Below are 23,492 nucleotides of genomic sequence, written 5' to 3'. Positions count from 1 at the left end.
CTATATGCAATTGATTATAAAAAACTATCGCCTTAATGTCAATTATCAGCTTCTAAAAATTGATAAGGAGTAATGCCATTCATCCCTATTAATGGATCTACTACATGATAATTATCAGCAGATAAATAAGAAAAATCCTTTGCATGATAATCGATTGTTTCTTCATTTGTATATTCATCCGATAATGTTTTCGTTTCTTCTTTTACCTCAACCGGCTCTTCACTTGTAGTCAACCGATCTTTCAATGTAGTTAGACGTTGTAAATCATCCGTTCTTTCTACACCAAACCGGAATACTTCTGGATCTCCACAAAGAATGAGGAAACTTTTCGCCCGAGTAATACCGGTATATAATAAGTTTCTCCGTAACATTTTCATGTAACTTCTTGTAACAGGCATAATGACCGTTTGAAATTCGCTGCCTTGCGATTTGTGTACAGAACAACAATAGGCCAACGTAATTTGATTTAAATCCGATTTTTCATATGTAACTTCTGTGTTATCAAATGAAATAACCATCATTTCTTTCTTCTCAGCAGTTTCTGCTGCCTTGAAAATACTCACGACTTCTCCCATATCACCGTTAAATACATTGCTTTCTGGTTGATTGATCAATTGCAGTACTTTATCACCTATTCGATACACGGTTTCGCCAAATACCATTTCTTTTCGTTTACCGTCTGTATTTGGATTGACCATTTCTTGAATCATTTTGTTTAATGCATCTATTCCCGCTGGACCTCTATACATAGGTGCAAGAACTTGAATATCTCTAATAGAGTGCCCTTTTGAAAGCGCACTTTTAAGTACTTGCTCTACTACTTTTGGAATTTGTTCGGTTGATGCATTGATAAAGGAACGGTCCTTTGTTTTAGCAAGTAGCGATTGTGGCACCCTTCCTTGCTTCATCTCATGGGCAAGTTCAATAATGGAAGAACCATCAGCTTGGCGATAAATATCGATTAATTCCACTGTTGGCACTCGTTTTGATGCAAGTAAATCTTTTAACACTTGACCTGGGCCAACTGGTGGAAGTTGATCTTGATCCCCTACAAAAATAACTTGGGCATCTTTAGGAATGGCTTTTAATAGTTGGTGTCCAAGCCATGTATCAAGCATAGAAGTTTCATCAATAATGATTAATTTACCTTCTATTTCTTTGCCTTCTGCATCATTATCTTCTTGACCATTGAAGCCGAGAAGCCTATGTATGGTCATTGCAGGTAATTCGGTGGATTCACTTAAACGCTTTGCCGCACGACCGGTTGGTGCAGCTAATACAACTGGAAATGGTTTTTTATCTTTTGCCCATTCTTTAGGGTCCAGGGATAGTCCATGTAATTCTGCATATAATTCTACTATTCCTCTAACAACCGTTGTTTTCCCAGTACCAGGTCCCCCCGTGAGTAACGTCATACTAGAATTTAAAGCAGTTTCAATTGCTTTTACTTGCGTCGCCGCATATTGTACACCCAGACGTTCTTCTATTCCACCTAAATGCTTTTTCATCTCCGCTATGGGAAACTTGTGATGAGCATCCTGTTCAGCAAGTAAAGACTCCACTTTCGAACTGATCCCTACTTCTGAATAATAGAGAGAGGGAATGTAAAAGCGATTTACTTCTCCTACAATTCTACTTTCCTCTGCAAGTTCAATGCAGCATTTTGTAATAGATTCATAGGATATTTCTTCTCGTTGTGCATTTTCTAGTAACTTTTTAACGGAATCTAATAGTTGCTCTGCATATAAAAATACATGCCCCTCACTAAGCGAAGCATTTTGTAATAAATGATAAATAGCAGCTTTAATACGATCCGGATGATTTCCTGTAATACCCAGTTTATACCCGAGTTCATCTGCCCGAACAAATCCTACACCTTCCACTTCTTCTATTAAGCGATAGGGATTTTTCGTTAGAGCTTCAAGCGTATTTTCTCGGTATGCTTGATAAATTTTCATCGCAACCTGCGGACCGAATCCCCAATCATTCAGCTGAATCATCACTTTTTCTAAACCTAAATTTTGTTCTAGGACTGCTCGAATCGTTTGTTTTTTATCTTCTCCTAGTCTTGGAATCACATCTAGAGAAGCGGGATCATCTAATATTTTTTTAATAGCATTTTGGCCTAACTTTTTCACGATTTGTTCTGCTGTTTTCCTTCCGATTCCAGGGAATAAATCACTTGATAAATAATGAATGGTTCCTTGTTCTGTTGCAGGGACTTCTTTTTGGAATGTTTCGACTTGAAATTGAACACCGTATTTAGGATGATTTTTTATCAATCCAGTAAATTTATAAGGTTCCTCTAATACTAATGAAGGGAAATAACCTGTTACGATTATTTCTTTGTCTGTATAGGTTGTGTTTGTGGATTTAATCTTTAGTTTAATGATAGAGAATAAATTTTGGGGATTATGAAATATGGTGACGATAGGACGACCAGTGATAAAATTCTTTTCAATATTCATTTCATTGGTCATACTATCGCCTCCTAAATCGCTTAATTTGTTAGAGAAATCATGTCATATACATATCTTGCTTGATCGTAACTTGGTTGAATCGTGAAAGCTTCTTTTAAATGATAAAGAGCTCCCTCTGAATTTGTTGTTGAAACAGCATATAGTACACCTAAATTATAGTGTGCATCTGCATTTTTTGCATCTATTTCCAAAATTTCTTTCAAAACAGGCTCTGCTACATCGAACATTTCCAAGCTAGCTAGTGAAATTGCATACGTAAGCTTAATCTGAACATCCTCTTTATCCAGCTCATACGCACGTAGTAAGTACGGCAAAGCAAGTTTCGTATGTCCTTCTTTTTCAAAGCTCTTCCCTAACATAAAGTATGCATCTGGGCCTTCAATTCCATTAGCAATAGCTTTTTCATATAGCTTTGCTGCTTCTTCAAAACGGTCTGCTTCATAATATAAATTTGCTAAACTATAGTAAGCTGTTGCCGCTTTTTCGTCTAGTATAATTGCTTTTTGGAAAAAACGTTCTGCACGATCATTTTCATTCATGGATGCTAATAGATTACCAAAATTTATATAACCAATTGAGTCTTCCGGGTTTTCCTCCACTGCTTTATTAAACCATTCTGCTGCTTTTTCATAATCTTCTTCTTGTATTGCTTGAATACCTAATTCATTGTAATTCAATTTATGTCCTCCATTTAACCAACGTAGTCTAGTTTCAGTCCGTTTTTAAACACTTCATCAATAGTTGCTCCACCAAGACACTCGTCCCCTTGATAGAAAACAACTGCTTGTCCAGGAGTTATTGCTCTTACGGGATGATCAAATGTTACTAACACACGGTCTTCTGAAATAATTTCTACATGAACCCCTATATCCTCTTGGCGATATCTAAACTTCGCTGTGCAATCAAACTCTACTGGTTTTTCAAGCGTTGTCGTAAAGGATAGATCAGTTGCAGTCAAACTAGTTGAAAATAATGCGTCATTTTCAATATTTTGCCCCACCAATAAAACATTCCGTTCTAAATCTTTTCCAATGACAAACCAAGGGTCCCCTGCTCCGCCAATACCTAGTCCTTGACGTTGACCAATTGTATAATACATCAATCCATCGTGATTGCCCATCGATTTACCATCCATCGTTTCCATAACGCCTTGTTGAGCTGGCAAATATTGACCTAAAAATTCTTTGAAGTTACGTTCTCCGATAAAGCAAATCCCTGTAGAATCTTTTTTCATAGCAGTTGCAAGTCCTTGCTCTAATGCAATTTCTCGAACTCTTTTCTTTTCAAGATTACCAATTGGGAACATAACTTTTTCTAATTGTTCTTGATTTAATTGATTGAGGAAGTAGGTTTGATCCTTATTCGCATCTTTACCACGAAGCATGCGTGTTTGACCATCTCTTACTTCCACTTGTGCGTAGTGACCTGTTGCTAAATAATCTGCTCCAAGTGCAATAGCATGCTCAAGAAATGCTTTAAATTTAATTTCTTTATTGCACATAACGTCTGGATTTGGCGTTCTTCCTGCTTTATACTCTGCCAAAAAGTACGTAAACACTTTATCCCAATATTGTTTTTCAAAATTTACTGCGTAGTATGGAATTCCGATTTGATTACAAACCTTAATGACATCTTCATAATCATCTGTTGCTGTACAAACACCAAATTCGTCTGTATCATCCCAGTTTTTCATGAAAATACCGATGACATCATACCCTTGCTCTTTCAACAGATAAGCAGCAACGGATGAGTCTACACCTCCGGACATTCCGACTACTACACGTGTATCTTCTATTTTTTTCATCTTTATCACTCATTTCAATTATTCATTTGGCTTTAGGAATAATTTTACTTATTTTCTGCGCAGCATCTATTACTTGCTGCTCCGTATTATTAAGTCCAAAACTGAATCGAACGGAATTGCGGAGCTCTGGCGATTTTTCACCGTACATAGCTACTAGAACATGAGATGGATCAATAGAGCCTGCAGTACATGCAGAGCCACTTGATGCATCAATTCCAGCTAAATCTAGTTGAACTAAAAACGTTTCTACATCTGTTTGTGGGATACTAAGATTCAATACATGGGGAAGAACATTGTCTTTCGGACCGTTAACTTTAAACTGTACGCCGCCTTTTTGAAGTTGCTCGGTAAACACATGTTTCCATTTTTTATATTGGCTAATAGTCTCTTCCAAATGAAGCTGTTTCAGTTCTACTGCTTTTGCAAAAGCAACTACAGCAGGAACATTTTCAGTACCTGCACGTTTTTTACGTTCTTGCTGCCCACCGTAGAACAAAGGTTTTAATAACAAACCTTTTCGTTGATATAAAAACCCAATCCCTTTAGGCCCATTTATTTTATGGCTTGAAACACTTAGAAGATCAACATGTAAATCATTCACATTAATTGGGACAACCCCATATGCTTGCACTGCATCGGTATGAAAATATGCAGTATGATCTTGTAATAACTCGCCAATTTGCCCGATAGGCTGAATTGAACCAACTTCATTGTTGCCGTACATTACTGAAACTAATATAGTATCTTCTCGAAGTGATTTTTTCAAGTCATTGATATCAATCAGGCCATCTGCATTCACTGGCAAATAAGTTACATCAAAGCCTTCTCGCTCTAGTTGTTCACATGCATGTAGTACGGCATGATGTTCAATAGTCGTTGTGATAATATGCTTTCCTTCATGCTTACGTGCATAGGCAGTCCCAAAAATTGCGTAATTATCCGCTTCTGTACCACCACTAGTAATGGTAATCTCATTTTCATGTGCATGAATACTGTTTGCTAATAGCGTTCTTGCTTCGTCTAATTTTTTTCTTGCACTTCTACCCGTATGATGAATACTGGATGCATTGCCGTAATCGGAATTCATTTCATTCATAAAAACGTTTAAAACGTCTTTTGCCATTGGTGTTGTGGCAGCATGATCTAAATATATTCTCGTCATTTCGAAGCTCCTTAAATATAAAACATATAGCCAGAATCATCTGGTTCTTCATCCGTATATTTTGCTAAATCATCTATCGTTGTTGTATCTAATACATTTTTCACTGCATTACTAACAGTTGTCCAAAGATGACGTTGTGATGGGGCCTCATTTTCAATTCCTTCTACTAGTTGAATTGGGCCTTCCAATACTTTAATAACATCGCCTGCTGTAATCGAACTAGGTTCATTCGCTAACATATAGCCTCCGTATGCTCCACGTACACTTTTCACTAAACCTGCATTACGTAAAGGAGAAACGATTTGTTCTAAATAAGCTTCCGATAGATCATTTGCAGCTGCAATTTGTCTTAGTGCAACTGGTCCCTCACCGAACTGTCTTCCTAACGCAATCATAATAGTTAAACCATAACGTCCTTTTGTTGATATTTTCAATCTATTTCACCTCATCGATTAGTTAAAAATTCTTTCCCTAGTATAGCATAATTACATGTTATAACGACTTCAAAATGACTTTTTCGTTATAGTTCGATATAATTAAAGAACAGATGTTTGAATTCATAACAAAATCGGAAGCGCCTATCTCTGCACAGAGGGGCATAAGCGCTGGAGTCTAGACATGAATAAGGAGAGATCATTTTGAGCAATGAACCATTAGCATATCGCATGAGACCTCAAACAATAGATGAAATTGCTGGACAAAAACATGTGATCGGCAAAGATACAGCAATGTATAAAATGATCCAAAATGGACATGTCCCGTCCATGCTCTTATACGGAGATCCAGGAGTTGGGAAAACATCACTTGCTTTTGCCATTGCTGGAACAACTAAGCTTCCTTTCGTTGCACTAAACGCGACAAAAGCAGGAAAAAAAGATGTAGAAGATGTGGTAGCAGATGCCCGTATTACTGGAAAAGTCATCTTATTTTTAGATGAAATTCATCGCTTTAATAAATTGCAACAAGATACACTGTTACCACATGTAGAAAACGGCTCTATTATTTTAATAGGAGCAACAACAGAAAATCCATTTCACGATGTAAATCCCGCTATTCGTTCTCGTTGTGGGGAGATCAAACAATTAACGCGTTTAACAAGTGAAGACATTGATGTTTTGCTTCAAAGAGCTTTGCTAGATCCAGTTAAAGGCCTCGGCAAGATGAAAATCGCTATTACAGATGAGCAACGTAAAAAAATGGCCGATGCGGCAAATGGCGATGCACGAAAAGCGCTCACTCTATTAGAATCTACCGTTTTTGCAAGTTCTGAAGAAGATGGCATTACAATAGTAGAAGATGCATTAGTGAATAGCTTAGTGGACCGTGTTGGTGTTTTTGGAGATAAAAAAGGATCACATTATTATAATCTCTTATCTGCGTTACAGAAATCTGTTCGTGGTAGTGACACGGATGCAGCTTTGTATTATTTAGCTCACTTACTTGAAAACGGTGACCTCGTCGCTGTTTCGAGAAGACTTCTTGTCATGAGTTATGAAGATATCGGACTGGCAAACCCTTCTGTAGGACCTCAAGTGCTTGCTGCTATTCAATCAGCAGAAAGACTTGGGTTACCTGAAGCACGTATTCCGTTAGCAAACGCGGTTGTTCTTATGTGTTTATCCGAAAAATCCAATTCTGCCTACGCTGCATTAGATGCTGCAATGGCGAGTATTCACCAAGGAAAAACTGGCGCTATTCCTAGTCATTTAAAAGACACTCATTATGCAGGTGCAAAAGATTTAGGACACGAGGGTTATATTTATCCACATAATCATAAAGTTGGGACATTTGGTGGCTGGGTCAATCAAACATATTTACCAGATAATTTAATTGGTACGAAGTATTATGAACCGATTGAAGCTGGTGAAGAGAAACGACTGGCAGCTATTTATAAACGACTTGAGAAATTTAAAACGGAAAAATAATCATGAAAAAAATCCAGTCTTAGCAAATGCTAGACTGGATTTTTCTTTTCATGCCTTTTGTAAAGGGTTAAACTTATACGCCCATTTTACGTCTTGTGTTACTTACTTTTTTAGTCATTTGACTTTTCATCTTTTTACTTGAATCTTGCCCAGCAGCTTGGTTTTTTCCACCTGATGCTTGATTTCTCTTAGCTTCAAGTTTTTGTTGTACAGCTTCTTGTAATGTCATTTTCTTTTTTGGTTCTTCTTGATTAGTTGTTTCAGTCATTTTCATACACTCCTTTATTAGGTATTGTTATTATAGCATAGGATATATCATTGAAAACTTCCAGTCCTATTGCACTCGATTGATATGAATTTCTTTCGTTATGTCATTTATTACCCAACTTGCACAGATTAAACCAACTGTTGATGGAACAAATGCATTAGATGATGGAGGCATTTTCGCTTTTCGAATAGTTGCATCTGGCTTCCCAACTGTTCCGACTACATCTTCACGAACAACGATTGGACTTTCGTCTGAAAATACAACAGGAATTCCTTTTGTAATACGGTCTTCTTTACGCAATTTTGTACGAATTATTTTGGCAAGAGGATCTGTATGTGTTTTGGAAATATCCACAATTTTAAATCGAGTTGGATCCGTTTTATTTGCAGCACCCATACTTGAAATAATTTTAATCCCACGTTTTAGACATTCTTTCATCAGATGAATTTTGTAAATAATCGTATCCGATGCATCGATGACATAGTCAATATTCATCGCAAAAAATTGTTCATATGTTTCTTCTGTATAAAACATATGCATATCCGTTACTTCACAATCCGGGTTAATGTCTGCAATACGCTCTTTCATAACTGCTGATTTAGAGCGACCTATAGTCGACATATACGCTACTAATTGACGATTAATATTCGTTATATCCACATTGTCTTTATCGACTAAGATAATTCGACCTACTCCACTTCTAGCACATGCTTCCGCAGCAAACGATCCCACTCCACCAACACCTAAAATGGCTACCGTCGTATTTTTTAATAAATCAATGCCTTCTGTACCTATAGCTAGTTCATTTCTAGAAAATTGATGTAACATCTCTAAACACTCCATATCAAATACAACTCGGCGCTTAAACGCCTAATCATTTAATTATATCAAATTAGTTGGAATTAATCCCACAAAAAACCTCTAGCAAAAAATGCTAGAGGTATATTAATGATTTTAGAACGAATCCCAATCGTGCCGTCCATAGAGCTTATCGTTTTGAACCCGCAATTTGCAGGTGGGTGTCCTCTTTATAACTTTTGACGTCCTGTTAAGGCATGTCATTCATTATAAAAGTTAGACTCCCGACGATATAATTGTTCGGTCAAAACTGATTGGCATGTAGCGAACACATCAGGATTCGTATTACTTGTATAATAGCATACGATTTCAAAAACATCAATAGTTTCAAATTGTTATTTTTCAATTATTCTGATTAGTTTGCAATCATTTTAATCTCAAAAGTGAAATCCTAACGGCGTTTTATGTACATTAATTAGACCTTAAACTATACAAAATAAGGATAATTCCACTGAAGAGACAGACCATCCTCGTGATAGAGATCTTTTCTGTTAGTCCAGTTAACGCTAGTCCTGTGGTAACAACTAAAATTATTGGTCCTACTAAGGCTAATAATGTATTAATATAAAAAGCTTTTTCTAAATCATTGTATTTCATCATAAACATGGCCGCTGTTAACTCGATGCTTCCTGAAAGCAGTCTTAACATAATGATCAGTAACAATGCTTTTTCCATATTGATGAACTCCACCCTTCTACTTAATTCCCATTAAAGTATATGAATGCAGTCCTTTTTTTATTATGAAACCTCAAAAGAGGAATGGTTTGAGCTAAAAAAACTGGTCAAAGCAATCTAAAAATAATCGTGTATCTCGTGTTCCAAGTCGGTGAAATTCTCATGCTTTCTTAATCTACAAAAAAAGAGCCACCCCAAAATTACTTTGGGATAACTCCTCTCTTATAAAACACACCATTATTTTCTAAGTCTTAAACTTAATTCTTCTAACTGTGCATCTGAAACTGCGCTTGGAGCTTGCGTTAACAAGTCACTAGCACTCGCAGTTTTAGGGAAAGCGATTGTATCACGTAAGTTTGTGCTACCTGTTAGTAACATAACTAAACGGTCTAAACCAAATGCAACACCACCATGTGGAGGAGTTCCGTACTCAAATGCTTCCATTAAGAAACCAAATTGAGCTTTTGCTTCTTCATCAGAGAATCCAAGAATTTCGAACATTTTTTCTTGCACATTACGTGAATAAATACGTAACGATCCTCCGCCTAACTCATAACCATTTAATACTAGATCGTACGCTTGTGCGCGAACTTTACTTGGATCTGTTTCCATTAACGGAAGATCCTCGTCAAACGGTCTTGTGAACGGATGATGGGCAGCGTAGAAACGACCTTCTTTTTCGTCGTATTCAAATAATGGCCAGTTAACAACCCATAAGAATTCAAAGCGACTTTCATCGATTAATTCAAGTTCTTTCCCAAGTTTTAAACGAAGTGCTCCTAATGTATCTGCTACAACTGATTTTTTGTCTGCAACAAATATTAACAAGTCTCCTTCAGATGCTTCTAATGTACTTATCAAGCTAGTTGCTGCTTCACCTTCAAAGAATTTAGCGATAGGGCCTTTAAGACCTTCTGCATCTACTTTTAACCAAGCAAGACCTTTTGCTCCGTAAACGCCAGCAAATTCTCCTAAAGCATCCATATCTTTACGTGAGTAGTTTTCAGCTGCTCCTTTTACATTAATTCCTTTTACTTGTCCGCCACTTTCAATTGCTTGAGCAAATACTTTAAATTCGCTATCTTTAACAGCTTCAAATAGGTCCACTAACTCTAAACCAAATCGAACATCTGGTTTATCTGAACCGAATCGAGCAATAGCTTCATCATAGTTCATACGATTGAAAGGTATTGTTACATCCACGCCTTTTACATCTTTCATGATTTTTTTCATCATGCGTTCATTCATTTCCAAAATATCATCCATAGATAGGAAACTCATTTCCATATCGATTTGTGTAAATTCTGGCTGACGATCAGCACGTAAATCTTCATCACGGAAGCATCGAGCAATTTGATAATATTTTTCAAATCCAGCTACCATCAACATTTGTTTAAATAATTGTGGTGATTGTGGTAATGCATAAAATTCTCCATCATGTACACGGCTAGGAACTAAATAATCACGAGCTCCTTCTGGTGTAGATTTCGTAAGAATCGGTGTTTCTACTTCTAAAAATCCTTCGTCATCTAAGAAACGTCTAACTGTTTTTGTAATGTCTGAACGCATTTTAAATGTGTCGTACATTACCGGTCTTCTTAAATCTAAATAACGATATTTTAAACGAACATCTTCTCCAGCTTCTGTTTCGTTTTCGATTGCAAATGGAGGATTTTTCGCATCATTAATAATAACGACTTTTGATACATGTACTTCAATTGCACCTGAAGCGATATTTGGGTTAACTTGATTTGCTGCACGTTCAATAACTTTCCCGTGCACTTCGATTATATATTCATTGCGAAGTTTGTCTGCAATTTGAATGGCTTCTTCAGATAACTCTGGGTTAAAGACAACTTGCACTAGACCAGTACGATCTCTCACATCTACGAATATTAATCCGCCTAAATCTCTACGTTTTTGTACCCATCCGATTAATTGAACCTCCTCACCAATATGTTGTGCATTTAATTCGCCACTTGTATGTGTTCTAGTCATTTTTTTCTTCCTCCAACTGTGTTGTTAAATTGTTTTGCAATTGTTCCAGTAACGAGTTAAATGGAACAAGCTGTTGTTCACCTGTTGATAAATCTTTTAGCATAGCACTTTGTTTTTCCAGCTCATCATCCCCTACTAAAAGGACAAATTTAGCTTTTAAACGGTCTGCCGATTTCATTTGTGATTTCATTTTACGATCTAAATAATCCATTTCTGCCGTGATGTTATTTTGGCGCAATGAATAAGTCAGTTCAACTGCTTTTTTCTTAGCAGCTTGCCCCATCGCAATTACATATACATCTAGAGTAGCCAAGTCTTCCCACGTATTGTTTTCTGCTTCAATTGCTAACAATAATCGCTCAATACTCATGGCAAAACCAATACCAGGCGATGCTGGGCCACCAAGCTCTTCAACTAGACCATTGTATCTTCCACCACCAGCTAAAGTTGTAATGGCACCAAAGCCTTCTGCAACGCTCATAATTTCAAATGCCGTGTGATTGTAATAATCAAGGCCGCGAACTAAGTTAGCATCTACTTCATATGGGACGTTAAGAATATTTAAGTATTCTTTTACTTGTTCAAAGTAAGCTGCTGATTCTTCGTTTAAATAATCTGTTAAAGAAGGTGCTGTTTCCATTAAAGGATTATTGCGATCTACTTTACAATCTAATATACGAAGTGGATTTTTTTGTAATCTATTTTGACAATCTGAGCAAAAAGCTTCAATATGCGGTTCAAAATGATTAACTAATGCTTCTTTATGAGCCACTCGACTTTCTGTATCTCCCAGTGAATTGATTACTAGTTTTAATTTTTTTAAACCTGCTTTTTGGTAAAGAGCCATTGCAAGTGAGATTACTTCTGCATCAATTGCAGGATCTGCACTTCCGATTGCTTCAATTCCTAATTGAACAAATTGGCGGTATCTACCTGCTTGTTGTCTTTCGTAACGGAACATCGGCCCCATATAATATAATTTTACTGGTTGATCTGGATATCCAAACATTTTGTGCTCGACATAGGCACGTACAGCCGATGCAGTTCCTTCTGGACGAAGCGTAAGTGAACGGTTGCCACGATCTTGGAATGTGTACATTTCTTTTTGCACAATATCTGTAGTATCTCCAACGCTTCTCGTAAATAATTCTGTGTGCTCAAAAATAGGCGTGCGAATTTCTTTATAGTGATACACGCGACATGTTTCTCTTATTAACTCTTCTACCACTTGCCACTTTGCAGTCTCTGAAGGCAAAATGTCTTGTGTTCCTCTTGGTACTTTTATATCCATTTTCAGGACTCCTCTCTAATGCAAATAAAAAAGCCCTCATCCCTTGCTAAAAAATAGCAAGGGACGAGAGCTTGTATAAGCTACCGCGGTTCCACCCTAGTTGGTCAAAAAATGACCCTCTCTTCTCTGGATAACGACCAGTTCCGTTTTTGCCTACTAAAGAATACCTTTTCGACAAAAAACCTCACGAATGTTGTTCACTGAGTTCGTCTGTAGGAAAGATTACAGCCAAGTCTCTCCCTCTCTTGTCATCCGTTTGAACAGTTACTTTTTCGGTCATAGGTTTTTATTACATATTATTATACTTTATCTTAATAACAGGAAGGAAATAAGTCAACCTTTTTGAATAAAAGGTAGAAATTTGGAGTCATTCTTATTACAATGGATATAGGAGGGATTGGATGACCGATAAATTATTACATAAAATGACCCTATTTTTACTTTCCTTCATTCTACTTATCCCGATGGTAGAAGTTCATGCACAAGAAGATGAAGTAACAGTCAATGTATCTACACTGAAAGTTCGTTCTGGTCCTGGACTAACCTACGAGACAATTGGAGCAGTTAATAAAAACGAACAATTAGTAGTGATTGGCAAAGAAAACGATTGGATTCAAGTCAAATACGGAAATACAACTGGTTGGGTAGCAAGTTGGTATACATCAAGCGAGTCTACTCAAATGGAAAACCAACAAATTGTATCGAAAGTGAATAACTTAAACGTACGAACAGAGCCTTCTACTTCTTCGTCAGTAATCGGACAATTACAAAAAGGTGATAAATTACCTGCATTTACAACAGAAGGTGAATGGATCGAAATATCATTTCAAGGAAATAAAGCTTGGGTAAACCAAGCATATGTGACCATTACTGAACAGCAATCTAAAGAAGCAACCACTGTTCCATCTACTTCTAGTGAGTCAGTTTTTGTTGTTTCGGTTGATGTGTTAAACGTTCGAGAAAAAGCAGATTTATCCTCAAAAAACATTGGACAAGTATCTAAAGGACAGAAATTCGCTATACTTTCAACTGATTATAACTGGGTTCAAGTTGAATTAGAAAACGGTAAAAGAGGTTGGCTTTATAGTTTTTACGGCAATATAACAGATGGTTCTACATCGGCAGGCTCAACTGATATGGAAGGTTCTATTACCATTTTATACAATGGAACAAATTTACGATCAGATAGTAAAACAAGTAGTGAAGTTGTTCAACGTGTGGACGCTGGTGAATCATTTACAGTATTAGACAAAGTAAACGATTGGTACAAAATATCACTAGGTGGTAATTCCTCCGCTTATGTTGCCAGTTGGGTAGTATCTTCCGCAACAGAAACAACTTCCTCTGTAGAGACACCTGTTCAAAAAGAGCAATCTCCTGCAAGGAAAAAAGGAACTTTAGAAGGACTTACAATCGTTATTGATGCTGGACACGGCGGTAACGACCGAGGTACAACTGGTGCTTTAGGTACAGATGAGAAAGACATTACGCTAATAACGGCGGAGCTTTTATCGTCTAAATTACAAGCTGCTGGTGCCCATATATTAATGACAAGAGAGTCAGATGAATACGTTAATCTTCGAAAACGCATTTCTGTAGGACATCAAGCCGGTGCAGATGCCTTTATAAGTCTGCATTATGATGCGGTGGAAAACAGTTCCGTTAGTGGATTTACTACTTATTACATGCACAGTTATCAGCAAAATTTTGCTTCTTATGTGCATAAAGAACTTGGAGATATGGTTTCTATACGTGACCGCGGTGCACAGCATGGAAACTATTTAGTTCTTAGAGAAAATAAACAAGTTGCGATATTAATAGAACTTGGCTATTTAAGTAATCCGAACGAAGAACGTAGCATCACAACAGCTAAATTCAGAGAACAAGCTACTCATGGCATTTACAATGGAATTATCGACTATTTCGATGATCAGTTAAATTAAGACAAACAAGTGCGGTACTAAAAGTCAATTATGGACTTTGGTACTGTATTTTTTTGTTATTATTGCTCTCGACACGTGTTTTGTCATATTCGACTTGGTTTTTGTCGCGTTCGAGAGCAGTATTGTCGCTTCCATGACCTATTTTGTCTCAGATCGGAAAAAATTGTAAAAAAAGAAGCATTCCTCTTAAGAGAGGAATGCTTCTACTTGTTTATGCTTCTAACATTATTGTTACAGGACCATCATTTGTAAAAGTTACATCCATCATCGCACCAAAAACACCTGTTTCCACAACAAACCCTTTGTCACGAAGCTTTTGATTGAATAACTCCCACAATGGCTTTGCTAACTCAGGACGCGCAGCATCTGTAAAGCTTGGTCTTCTCCCTTTACGCGTATCCGCATAAAGCGTGAACTGAGAGACAGAAAGGATAGAACCTCCGCTCTCTACAATAGATAGATTCATCTTCCCTGATTCATCCTCAAACAAGCGAAGTCCTGCAATCTTATCACTTAAATAATTAATTTCTTTTTCGCCATCCGTTGCAGCAATACCGACAAGTAATACATAACCGTGCTCAATAGCTCCAGTTACTTCCCCATCGACTGTTACGGATGCATTTTTACAACGTTGAAGTAAGACTTTCATTAAAACTACTCCCTTAGTTAATAATTCGTTGAACTGAATATACATCTGGTAATTGTTTAATACGGTCAGCCACTTTATTCAAATGTGCAGTATTGGAAATTTTGATCGTTAGATGAATTGCTGCAATATCATTTTCAGTCTTACCACTTACTGCAGCAATATTTGTTTTCGATTCCGTTACAACTTGTAACACTTCGTTTAACAAACCAGGTCGGTCAAAAGCTGATACCTCGATATCAACAGCATATTCTTTTTTCACCTGTGTATCTAAATGTTCCCATTCTACATCAATAATTCTTGCATGAGCTTCATCATTCTGTACGTTTGGACAATCTACGCGGTGAACAGATACCCCTCGTCCTTTTGTGATAAATCCTACTATTTCATCACCAGGAACGGGGCTACAGCATCTTGATAATCGAATAAGAAGATTCTCGATTCCCTTCACAATAACGCCAGATTCCGTCGATTTTTTAATAGGTGGAGCACTCATCACCGTAGTAATTTTTTCAAGCGCTTCTTCTTGATCTCTTATTTTGCGCTTTCTTTCAGCTAAACGATTCACTATTTGTTGAGCTGTAATACCATTGAACCCAACAGCCGCATACAAATCTTCTTCCCCCGCGAAAGCATACTTCTCACAAACACGTTTAAGATTCTCTGCGGTAAGCACTTCTTTAATATCAAACTCTTGTGCTTTTATTTCTTTCTCTACTAGTTCTTTTCCTTTAATGATATTTTCATCACGAAGTTGTTTTTTGAAAAATTGTTTTATCTTATTTTTCGCTTGGGAAGATTGTGCAATTTTTAACCAATCTCGACTTGGTCCAAATGATTGCTTAGATGTTAAAACTTCAATAATATCTCCCGTTTTTAACTTCGTATCTAACGGCACCATTTTACCATTCACTTTTGCTCCGATTGTTTTATTCCCAACTTCTGAATGGACACGATAAGCAAAATCAATTGGTACAGAGCTTGCCGGAAGTTCGACAACATCCCCTTTTGGTGTAAATACATACACCATATCTGAAAACAAATCGAATTTTAAGGATTCCATAAATTCTTCAGCGTTAGAAGATTCCTGTTGGAACTCTAAAATTTCACTAACCCAAGTTAATTTAGAATCGATACTTTCTTTATTTGTATCAACTTTTTTACCTTCTTTGTATGCCCAGTGAGCAGCTACTCCGAACTCTGCAATATTATGCATTTCTTCTGTACGAATCTGCACTTCTAGTGGATCTCCACTTGGACCAATAACTGTCGTATGTAGGGATTGATACAAATTTTGTTTGGGCATAGCGATATAGTCTTTAAATCTGCCTGGCATTGGCTTCCATAATGTATGAATAATACCCAAAACTGCATAACAGTCTTTGATACTTTTCACAATGATTCGCATTGCCAGCAAATCATAAATTTCGGTAAATTGTTTATTCTGAATGCTCATTTTCCGATGAATACTGTAAATATGCTTTGGACGTCCTGAAGTTTCTGCAACAATTTCCATTTCATCCATTTGTAGTTTAATATCACTCATGACATCAGATAAATATGATTCTCGCTCTGTACGCTTTTTCTTCATGAGATTGACAATTCGGTAATATTGTTGTGGATTTATATAACGAAGCGCAGTATCTTCTAATTCCCACTTCACTGCAGAGATCCCTAAACGATGAGCAAGTGGAGCAAAAATTTCTAATGTCTCGTTTGAAATTCTACGTTGCTTCTCTTCAGGTAAATGTTTGAGCGTACGCATATTATGTAAACGGTCCGCAAGTTTTATCAATATAATACGAATATCTTGTGCCATTGCAATAAACATTTTCCGATGATTTTCTGCTTGTTGTTCTGCTTTCGACATATATTTAATCTTGCCCAGTTTTGTTACACCCTCTACTAAAAGGGCTACTTCTTCATTAAATTCTTTTACTATGTCTTCTCGCGTATATTCCGTATCTTCCACTACATCATGTAAAAAACCAGCTGCAACTGTTTCTGGATCCATTTGAAGATCAGCAAGAATTCCGGCTACTTGAATCGGATGTAATATGTATGGTTCACCAGAATTTCGGAATTGTTCTCGATGTGCATGATCTGCTAAATTGTATGCTTTTTTTACAAAATCTACATGTTCTTTGTTCATGTAGGTAGAGAGCGTTTCAAAAACATCTTCTGCTGTCTTCACTTGATCGTTTGCCATGCCGGTTCACCTGATTTCGTTTATTTAATAGTATATGTATAGTATATTGTATAAAAAAAAAGATGGACTTGTAAAGTCCACCTTATTTTTAGTATTGCATCAAGGTGCAGATATCATAATTTTCTAGTTTATCGCGACCATTAAGGAAAGTAAGTTCGATTAAAAATGCACAACCAACAACTACTCCGCCTAGTTCTTCTACTAGCTTAATAGTAGCTTCAATTGTTCCACCTGTTGCAAGTAAATCATCTACGATTAATACTTTTTGGCCAGGCTTTACCGCGTCTTTATGCATTGTTAGTACGTCACTTCCATACTCAAGGCCATATTCTGCGCGAATTACTTCGCGTGGTAGTTTACCTTCTTTGCGAACTGGCGCAAAACCTACTCCTAGCGAGTACGCAACAGGACATCCAGTAATAAACCCACGTGCTTCAGGCCCTACTATTACTTCAGCATTCACTTTTTTTGCATATTCCACAATTTGGTCAGTTGCATATTTATATGCTTCTCCGTTATCCATTAGTGTGGTAATATCCTTAAAACTAATTCCTGGTGTTGGCCAGTCTTCTACAGTTGTTACATATTGCTTTAAATCCATTGTTATTGCTCCTCCTCAGGAACGGTTTGTTCTGCTTTCCGCTCTTCAAACCATTGTTTCAGTTCTATATACGGGGCGTATAGTAGCTTTTGTTCAAGTTCTATTTGTTTCGTTCGTTGTTTATACGCTGGTGCCTCAGACAAATCTGTTTTAGCAAGATGTTCATTCAACACCAACATCCCTTTGTCTATACTAACAAAATTTAGTTCAAAAAACACCTTTGACATAAAATTTATTGTGTTTTCACTCCACCCTGTATGCTTTGATAGCTCATGGATATGTTGTTTTAGTGCAAATGTTTTTCGTTTCGACAAAAATGAAAAGTACCATTTAAATTGATCCCTTGATGGCAGCCCTTCAAAATAAGTAGAATCCGTAGCATAGAAATGTGCATAAACTCTAGTCCAATCATGGTATTGTAGCAACTTATTTAACAAAGATTCATCCGATGGAAGATCTAATAGAGTCACATATTCAGACTTTATTTGTTGATCTATTAAATCAGTATAAAGCCAAATATTTTCTTTTATAAATGTGTCAAAATGAGCAACAGTTGCTTCGTTAAAAGCGACAAACACATTTTTTTCAACTGAAATCATCGGAAGCCAGCGATTCACTTGTCGAATTCCGCGAATATCAAACAGCTGCCACTCACTACTTTTTGCATCTTGTATCATAAGCTGAGGATTTTTCCGTCCATTCCATTCATTTATTTGTAAATCTCCTATAAATGAAAGTTTTGCTGTTGGAGAAATTTCATCTGCTAGTTCACCTTTGCCAAAGCCAATTGCATCTAATGAGCTCGCACCATCTTTCAACTCCATTTTGACATGATTTTGAGCAGATCCAATTTTACGAGCAGATGCAACTTCTACATTTTCAATACAGTATACTGGCTTTGCAAATCCCATTCCAAATGGCGCCAATTTTTGAAGTGATTCAATAGCTTCCGTTGTAATCTCATGCATCTCAAGTGGTACATCTATCAAAACTACTGGCACTAATTGATCTTCTGTTAAACATTCTTTCGCCTGTGCATTTAGTCTAGTTCTAAACTCCTCTACATGTTCAAGCGGAAGCGTCATGCCTGCTGCCATTGGATGACCACCAAAGTGAGGAACAATATCTTTATTTTTAGCAAGCTCTTTGTACATATGGAACCCTTCAATACTTCTTGCTGATCCTTTTGCAATCTGCTTTTCTTTATCAAAACCAAGTACAATGGCGGGGCGATAATATTTCTCGACTAATTTGGAAGCAACGATCCCAAGTACACCTGGATTCCAGCCTTCACTACCTACAACGATCACACTTGGACCCTCTATATTGCCCGCTTCCTCGACTAATTGGATAGCTTCATCCGTAATTTGTTTCACGATTGCTTGTCGTTCTTTGTTTTTATCGTTCAACATATTTGCAATAGCTAGAGCCTCATTAGACTTTTCTGTTAAAAACAGTTCAACTCCAGGTGCTGCTTCACCTAGTCTACCTACTGCATTAATACGAGGACCAAACATAAACCCAATCGTCTCTTCGTTGATCGCTGATACATCAACGCCACTAACATTCGCTAATGCTTCTATAGCAACAGAGTCAGCCTTTTGCATCTGTTTTATACCTTGTTGCACAAAATAACGATTTTCATCGGTTAATGACACCAAATCTGCTACTGTCCCAATTGCGACTAAGTAATAGTATTCATTTGGAATCTCATCAAGTAATGCATGTGCCACTTTAAATGCAACACCAACACCAGCCAAATACGGGAATGGATAAGTAGTATCTTTTAGTCCCGGATGAATAATAATATCCGCTACTGGAAGTACGTCCCCAGGTTCGTGATGGTCTGTCACAATGACGTCCATTCCAAGATCTTTTGCAAATTGAATTTGCGAGAGACCTGAAATCCCATTATCCACTGTAATAATTAGTTTGACACCTTCATCAAATGCTTCTTGGAATAATCGTTCACTTGGTCCATACCCATCGATAAATCGATTAGGAATTTTATAAATTACGTCTGCTCCTAGTGATAAAAGTGTTCTCATCATTACGGTTGTACTCGTAATCCCGTCTGCATCATAGTCACCATAGACCATGATCCGTTCTTCGTTCATGATTGCATCATGAACACGTTCTACAAGCTGTTCCATTCCGTTTAGTAAAAAAGGATTATGTATTTGATCTTTCGTTATATGCAAAAACTTATTTGCTTCTTCTATTGTTTCATAACCTCTTGACACCATTACTTTTGCACATACTCGTGGGATGGAAAGTTCTTTTTCAAACGTTGAGACTAATTGTTCGTCTGGTCTTGAAATTACCCATTTTTTCTTAGATTGAATCATCGTTTCACTTCCTTATACTCCATTATACTATAAAAAGTCGAATTATTAGTCTAAGAAAAGCGCAAGCGTCCTTTTTTCTATATGGACGCTGTGAGTTACACACAAACACTCTCTTGTTACACACAAAACCCTCCCTAGTTCCACACAAACACTCTCAGTTCCACACAAACACTCTCAAGTTCCACACAAACACTCTCAAGTTCCACACAAACACTCTCAAGTTCCACACAAACACTCTCAAGTTCCACACAAACACTCTCGAGTTCCACACAAGCCTCTCAGTTCCACGCAAACACTCTCAGTTCCACACAAAACCTCTCAAGTTCCACGCAAACACTCTCGAGTTCCACACAAAACCTCTCGTGTTCCACACAAACCCCTCTCACTTCCACGCCCCCCTAAGTTTCACAAGCCCCCTATATAAACAAAAAAGCTGCGAAGAATTTCCTTCGCAGCTTGTAACTATATGAAGATGCATCATCTGTGGCGAAATCTGTTTTAAAGTCGATGAAATTCAAATGTTTTTCAATTTAAATAGTAGTATTTTCATCTTCTACAATAACTGTCTCACTAAAAGAACTTTGCTTACTGTCATTTTGTGCAACTAATTCATTTTGAAGTGATCCAATGGAAGCATCTTTTAATTCAAGCTCTTTTTCTAAATGTTTTACCTTACGTGCAAGTACAAACGAGCGATAAATAGCAACCGTCCCGCTAAGAAGTGCACCTAATAGTGCCGAACCTAAGATGACTAAAATGAGCGGCCACTGCGCGGTACCAAAAACATAGTTTACAGGAACTACATCCACATTATAAACAGCAAAAAGCGCAATAATTATAGCAAATAATAATCCAAACAATAACGACCATTGAAATTTCATAAAAGCACCCCTTTTACTTTTTACTCTACCATAATTCGACAAAAAAATGGGACAGAATATATAAATATATATCCTGTCCCATATTATCAAAGGTATTAACATTATTAAGTGAATTTCTGAATAATGTTAAACTACAGGCTCATCAGAACCCCATGATTTTTCTTCTTTCTTCACATCTAGTCCACCAGTTTTACGTAATTCTTTCACTTTCAAATCGTACCATAATTGAGCAGCGATTAAAACCGAAGAATACATACCAGCAATTAACCCGATTAACAAAGCAATATTGAAGTTGCGAATACCTTCTGCACCGAAGATCAGAAGAGCAATTACAACTAAGAGAACTGTTAATACAGTGTTTACAGATCGACCAAGCGTTTGACGTAAAGATTTATTCACGATTAATGCAAGTTCTTCTTTTGTTGTAATGTTCTTGCTACGATGTAGATTTTCACGAATACGGTCAAATGTAACAATCGTATCATTGATGGAATATCCAATGATGGTCAAGACTGCCGCAATAAACGTAATGTCTACTTCTAAACGTAAAATACTGAAAACAGCGATCATTAGGAATGCATCATGTAGTAACGAAACAACTGACGCAAGCCCCATTCTCCATTCAAAACGGAATGCTACATAAATTACGATTCCTAGCGCCGCTAACCCAAGTGCATAAACAGCGTTTTTCGCAAGCTCTTCTCCAACTTTTGAAGACACAGTGCTAACACTTGGCTCAGCACCAAACTGTTCACTCATCTCTAATTTTAACGTTTTAACTTCTTCTTGTGTGAAGTCTTGTTTGTATCGAACTACCGCCGATTCGTTATTTTCACCTGAAAGAACGATATCATCTGAAGGCAATCCAATTTTTTCTATTCTTTCAGCCACAACTTCTTGTGTTAATGTCGTATCTGAAAGAATTTCTACACGTGTCCCACTAGAGAAATCAATTCCTAGATTTAGTTTGAATACACTCAAAATAATAATTCCTGCGATTGTAAATACGAAAAATACACCATAGAACTTTTTGCGATGTTTCACAAAATCTAGACGATCGAATTTAGTAGTTAAGTCAAGCGTAGCCACTTCATCTTCAGGTGGATGAATACGCTTCTTAGGTACACCAAACCAACTAGTTTTATCATCAAAGTAACCACTGTTTACAAGTAATCCTAATAATACACGTGATGCCCAAACTGCTGTGATAAAAATAACCAAAATACTAATGATTAATAATGTCGCAAATCCTTTAACAGAACTGGTACCAAAGAAGAATAGTACAGACGCTGCTAAAAGTGTTGTAATGTTGGCATCAAAAATTGCGCTAAATGATGACTTAGCTCCACTATCAAATGCTTTTTTAACAGATTGACCAACACGTAATTCTTCTCTAATTCGCTCATACGTTAGTATATTGGCATCCACTGCCATACCAACCCCAAGTACTATTGCCGCGATACCCGGAAGTGTTAATACCCCATTAATCCAATCAAATATTACGAGGATTAAGAATATATATACAACTAACGATATGACTGCAACTATCCCTGGTAAACGATAGTATAAAATCATAAAGATGAATACTGCTGCTATCCCGATAATTGCAGCTAAAATTGTGTCGTCTAATGCTTTTTCACCGAATTGTGCCCCTACAGAAGTAGAGTATATTTCTTCTAAATGAACTGGTAATGCTCCAGCATTTAAAATACCTGATAAATTCTTCGTTTCATCAACTGTGAAAGAACCAGAAATTTCAACTGTGTCTGAGTTAATTCGCTGCGAAACGCTTGGTGCCGAAGTAAATTTAGGTTGTGGCTTCATCACTTCTGCTACATAAGAATCTACACCTTCTTCAAAATCAAGCCAAATGACTAAAACATTGGTTGGAGCAGGTTTTGCAGCAATTTCACTAGTAATCTGTGCAAATTTATCTGCATCTTTTAATTCAAGCGTTACAATTGGTAGCCCATTTTGATCAAATGCAGCTTTTGCTCCGCCTTCTTTTAAATCTGTTCCGTCTAGCATAAGATTATCTTCTGCATCACGGAATGTCAGATTTGCTGTTGTTGAAAGCATTTCTCGTGCTGCATTCTGATCTTCTACCCCAGCAAGCTGAACACGGATACGATTGCCGCCTTCAATTTGAATACTAGGTTCATTTACACCTAATGCATCCACTCGGCTAGAAAGTGCAGATGCAGTATCTGCAACTACTTCTTCCGTTATTACTTGTCCTTTATTAAGTTCTTCTACTTGATAAAGAACTTCAAATCCACCTTGTAAATCTAAACCTAGTTTAATATTTTTTAATACTCCACTTGCAGTGGGACTAATGATTCCAGCAAATAAAACGATAAGTAATAAAAACGCAACTATGCGTCCTCTTTTTTTCATATGTAT

18 protein-coding genes, 1 other RNA gene and 2 other annotated features (1 of these 21 only partly in view) are annotated in these 23,492 nt (G+C 37.0%); of the genes, 2 read left to right on the top strand and 17 right to left on the bottom strand.

Translation table 11 applies throughout. From position 1 onward, the window contains the following. Nucleotides 1–2 (bottom strand) — a binding site (T-box leader) (it extends 209 nt beyond the left edge of the window). A 36-nt stretch (nt 3–38) separates the two neighbouring features. Genes recD2 through cymR form a run of 5 tightly spaced genes read right to left on the bottom strand, consistent with a single transcriptional unit; the run spans nt 39 to nt 5,880 of the window. Next, nucleotides 39–2,480, bottom strand: coding sequence for an SF1B family DNA helicase RecD2 (gene recD2 / locus C7437_RS01150; RefSeq protein ID WP_111437817.1), 2,442 nt, complete (start codon nt 2,478–2,480; stop codon nt 39–41). A gap of 20 nt (nt 2,481–2,500) precedes the next feature. Next, entirely contained in the window at nt 2,501–3,157 is a 657-nt protein-coding gene (locus C7437_RS01145; protein WP_111437816.1) for a tetratricopeptide repeat protein, read from the bottom strand. A 14-nt stretch (nt 3,158–3,171) separates the two neighbouring features. Next, nucleotides 3,172–4,284: a tRNA 2-thiouridine(34) synthase MnmA gene (mnmA, locus tag C7437_RS01140; RefSeq protein ID WP_111437815.1), complete on the bottom strand. Its 1,113-nt coding sequence runs from the start codon at nt 4,282–4,284 to the stop codon at nt 3,172–3,174. 22 nt (nt 4,285–4,306) lie between these two features. Beyond that, a complete protein-coding gene (locus tag C7437_RS01135) occupies nt 4,307–5,446 on the bottom strand; it encodes a cysteine desulfurase family protein (protein ID WP_111437814.1) in 1,140 nt (379 codons plus the stop codon). A gap of 11 nt (nt 5,447–5,457) precedes the next feature. After that, nucleotides 5,458–5,880 (bottom strand): cysteine metabolism transcriptional regulator CymR, encoded by a 423-nt coding sequence (gene cymR, locus C7437_RS01130; RefSeq protein ID WP_111437813.1) that lies wholly within the window; start codon nt 5,878–5,880, stop codon nt 5,458–5,460. A gap of 204 nt (nt 5,881–6,084) precedes the next feature. On the opposite strand from cymR, the gene C7437_RS01125 reads away from it, so the two are divergent. Then, entirely contained in the window at nt 6,085–7,371 is a 1,287-nt protein-coding gene (locus tag C7437_RS01125) for a replication-associated recombination protein A (RefSeq protein WP_111437812.1), read from the top strand. Nucleotides 7,372–7,444: 73 nt separating this feature from the next. Here the strand turns inward: C7437_RS01125 and C7437_RS01120 are convergent, their stop codons facing one another. From C7437_RS01120 to hisS, 6 genes are all read right to left on the bottom strand, one after another. Then, the gene (locus C7437_RS01120) at nt 7,445–7,639 is read right to left on the bottom strand and encodes a hypothetical protein (RefSeq protein WP_111437811.1); all 195 of its coding nucleotides are present in this window, start codon (nt 7,637–7,639) and stop codon (nt 7,445–7,447) included. Between the two features lie 66 nt (nt 7,640–7,705). Continuing rightward, a complete protein-coding gene (locus C7437_RS01115) occupies nt 7,706–8,467 on the bottom strand; it encodes a tRNA threonylcarbamoyladenosine dehydratase (protein ID WP_111437810.1) in 762 nt (253 codons plus the stop codon). Nucleotides 8,468–8,598: 131 nt separating this feature from the next. Next, nucleotides 8,599–8,780: non-coding RNA, 6S RNA (ssrS, locus tag C7437_RS01110), on the bottom strand. Between the two features lie 128 nt (nt 8,781–8,908). Then, on the bottom strand, nt 8,909–9,172 hold the full coding sequence (locus C7437_RS01105; RefSeq protein ID WP_111437809.1) for a YqhV family protein: 264 nt from the start codon (nt 9,170–9,172) through the stop codon (nt 8,909–8,911). A 237-nt stretch (nt 9,173–9,409) separates the two neighbouring features. Then, nucleotides 9,410–11,170 (bottom strand): aspartate--tRNA ligase, encoded by a 1,761-nt coding sequence (aspS, locus tag C7437_RS01100; protein ID WP_111437808.1) that lies wholly within the window; start codon nt 11,168–11,170, stop codon nt 9,410–9,412. Further along, nucleotides 11,163–12,461 (bottom strand): histidine--tRNA ligase, encoded by a 1,299-nt coding sequence (hisS, locus tag C7437_RS01095; protein ID WP_111437807.1) that lies wholly within the window; start codon nt 12,459–12,461, stop codon nt 11,163–11,165. The genes aspS and hisS overlap by 8 nt, the downstream gene beginning before the upstream one ends. Nucleotides 12,462–12,517: 56 nt before the next feature. Continuing rightward, nucleotides 12,518–12,750 (bottom strand) — a binding site (T-box leader). Between the two features lie 112 nt (nt 12,751–12,862). Between hisS and C7437_RS01090 the strand changes: the two genes are divergently transcribed. Beyond that, nucleotides 12,863–14,404 carry an N-acetylmuramoyl-L-alanine amidase family protein gene (locus C7437_RS01090; RefSeq protein WP_111437806.1) on the top strand — a complete coding sequence of 514 codons (1,542 nt, stop codon included), beginning with the start codon at nt 12,863–12,865 and terminating at the stop codon, nt 14,402–14,404. Between the two features lie 211 nt (nt 14,405–14,615). Here C7437_RS01090 and dtd read toward each other — a convergent pair whose 3' ends face one another. The 6 genes from dtd to secDF all read right to left on the bottom strand — a co-directional run bounded on the left by dtd (nt 14,616) and on the right by secDF (nt 23,486). After that, on the bottom strand, nt 14,616–15,053 hold the full coding sequence (dtd, locus tag C7437_RS01085; RefSeq protein ID WP_111437805.1) for a D-aminoacyl-tRNA deacylase: 438 nt from the start codon (nt 15,051–15,053) through the stop codon (nt 14,616–14,618). A gap of 13 nt (nt 15,054–15,066) precedes the next feature. Continuing rightward, complete coding sequence (locus C7437_RS01080; protein ID WP_111437804.1) at nt 15,067–17,259, bottom strand: RelA/SpoT family protein; 2,193 nt, start codon at nt 17,257–17,259, stop codon at nt 15,067–15,069. An 88-nt stretch (nt 17,260–17,347) separates the two neighbouring features. Then, the gene (locus C7437_RS01075; RefSeq protein ID WP_111437803.1) at nt 17,348–17,860 is read right to left on the bottom strand and encodes an adenine phosphoribosyltransferase; all 513 of its coding nucleotides are present in this window, start codon (nt 17,858–17,860) and stop codon (nt 17,348–17,350) included. A gap of 2 nt (nt 17,861–17,862) precedes the next feature. Further along, nucleotides 17,863–20,208: a single-stranded-DNA-specific exonuclease RecJ gene (recJ, locus tag C7437_RS01070; protein WP_111437802.1), complete on the bottom strand. Its 2,346-nt coding sequence runs from the start codon at nt 20,206–20,208 to the stop codon at nt 17,863–17,865. 530 nt (nt 20,209–20,738) lie between these two features. Beyond that, nucleotides 20,739–21,089 carry a LapA family protein gene (locus tag C7437_RS01065; RefSeq protein WP_111437801.1) on the bottom strand — a complete coding sequence of 117 codons (351 nt, stop codon included), beginning with the start codon at nt 21,087–21,089 and terminating at the stop codon, nt 20,739–20,741. Nucleotides 21,090–21,215: 126 nt separating this feature from the next. After that, nucleotides 21,216–23,486, bottom strand: a complete 2,271-nt coding sequence (gene secDF, locus C7437_RS01060) for a protein translocase subunit SecDF (protein WP_111437800.1) — start codon at nt 23,484–23,486, stop codon at nt 21,216–21,218. Nucleotides 23,487–23,492: the final 6 nt, after the last annotated feature.

Origin of the sequence: Psychrobacillus insolitus, from assembly GCF_003254155.1 — a bacterium.
In the GTDB taxonomy this organism is placed as follows: domain Bacteria; phylum Bacillota; class Bacilli; order Bacillales_A; family Planococcaceae; genus Psychrobacillus; species Psychrobacillus insolitus.
Note: the sequence above shows the minus strand (reverse complement) of the source record. Positions and strands in the feature narration are given on the sequence as shown.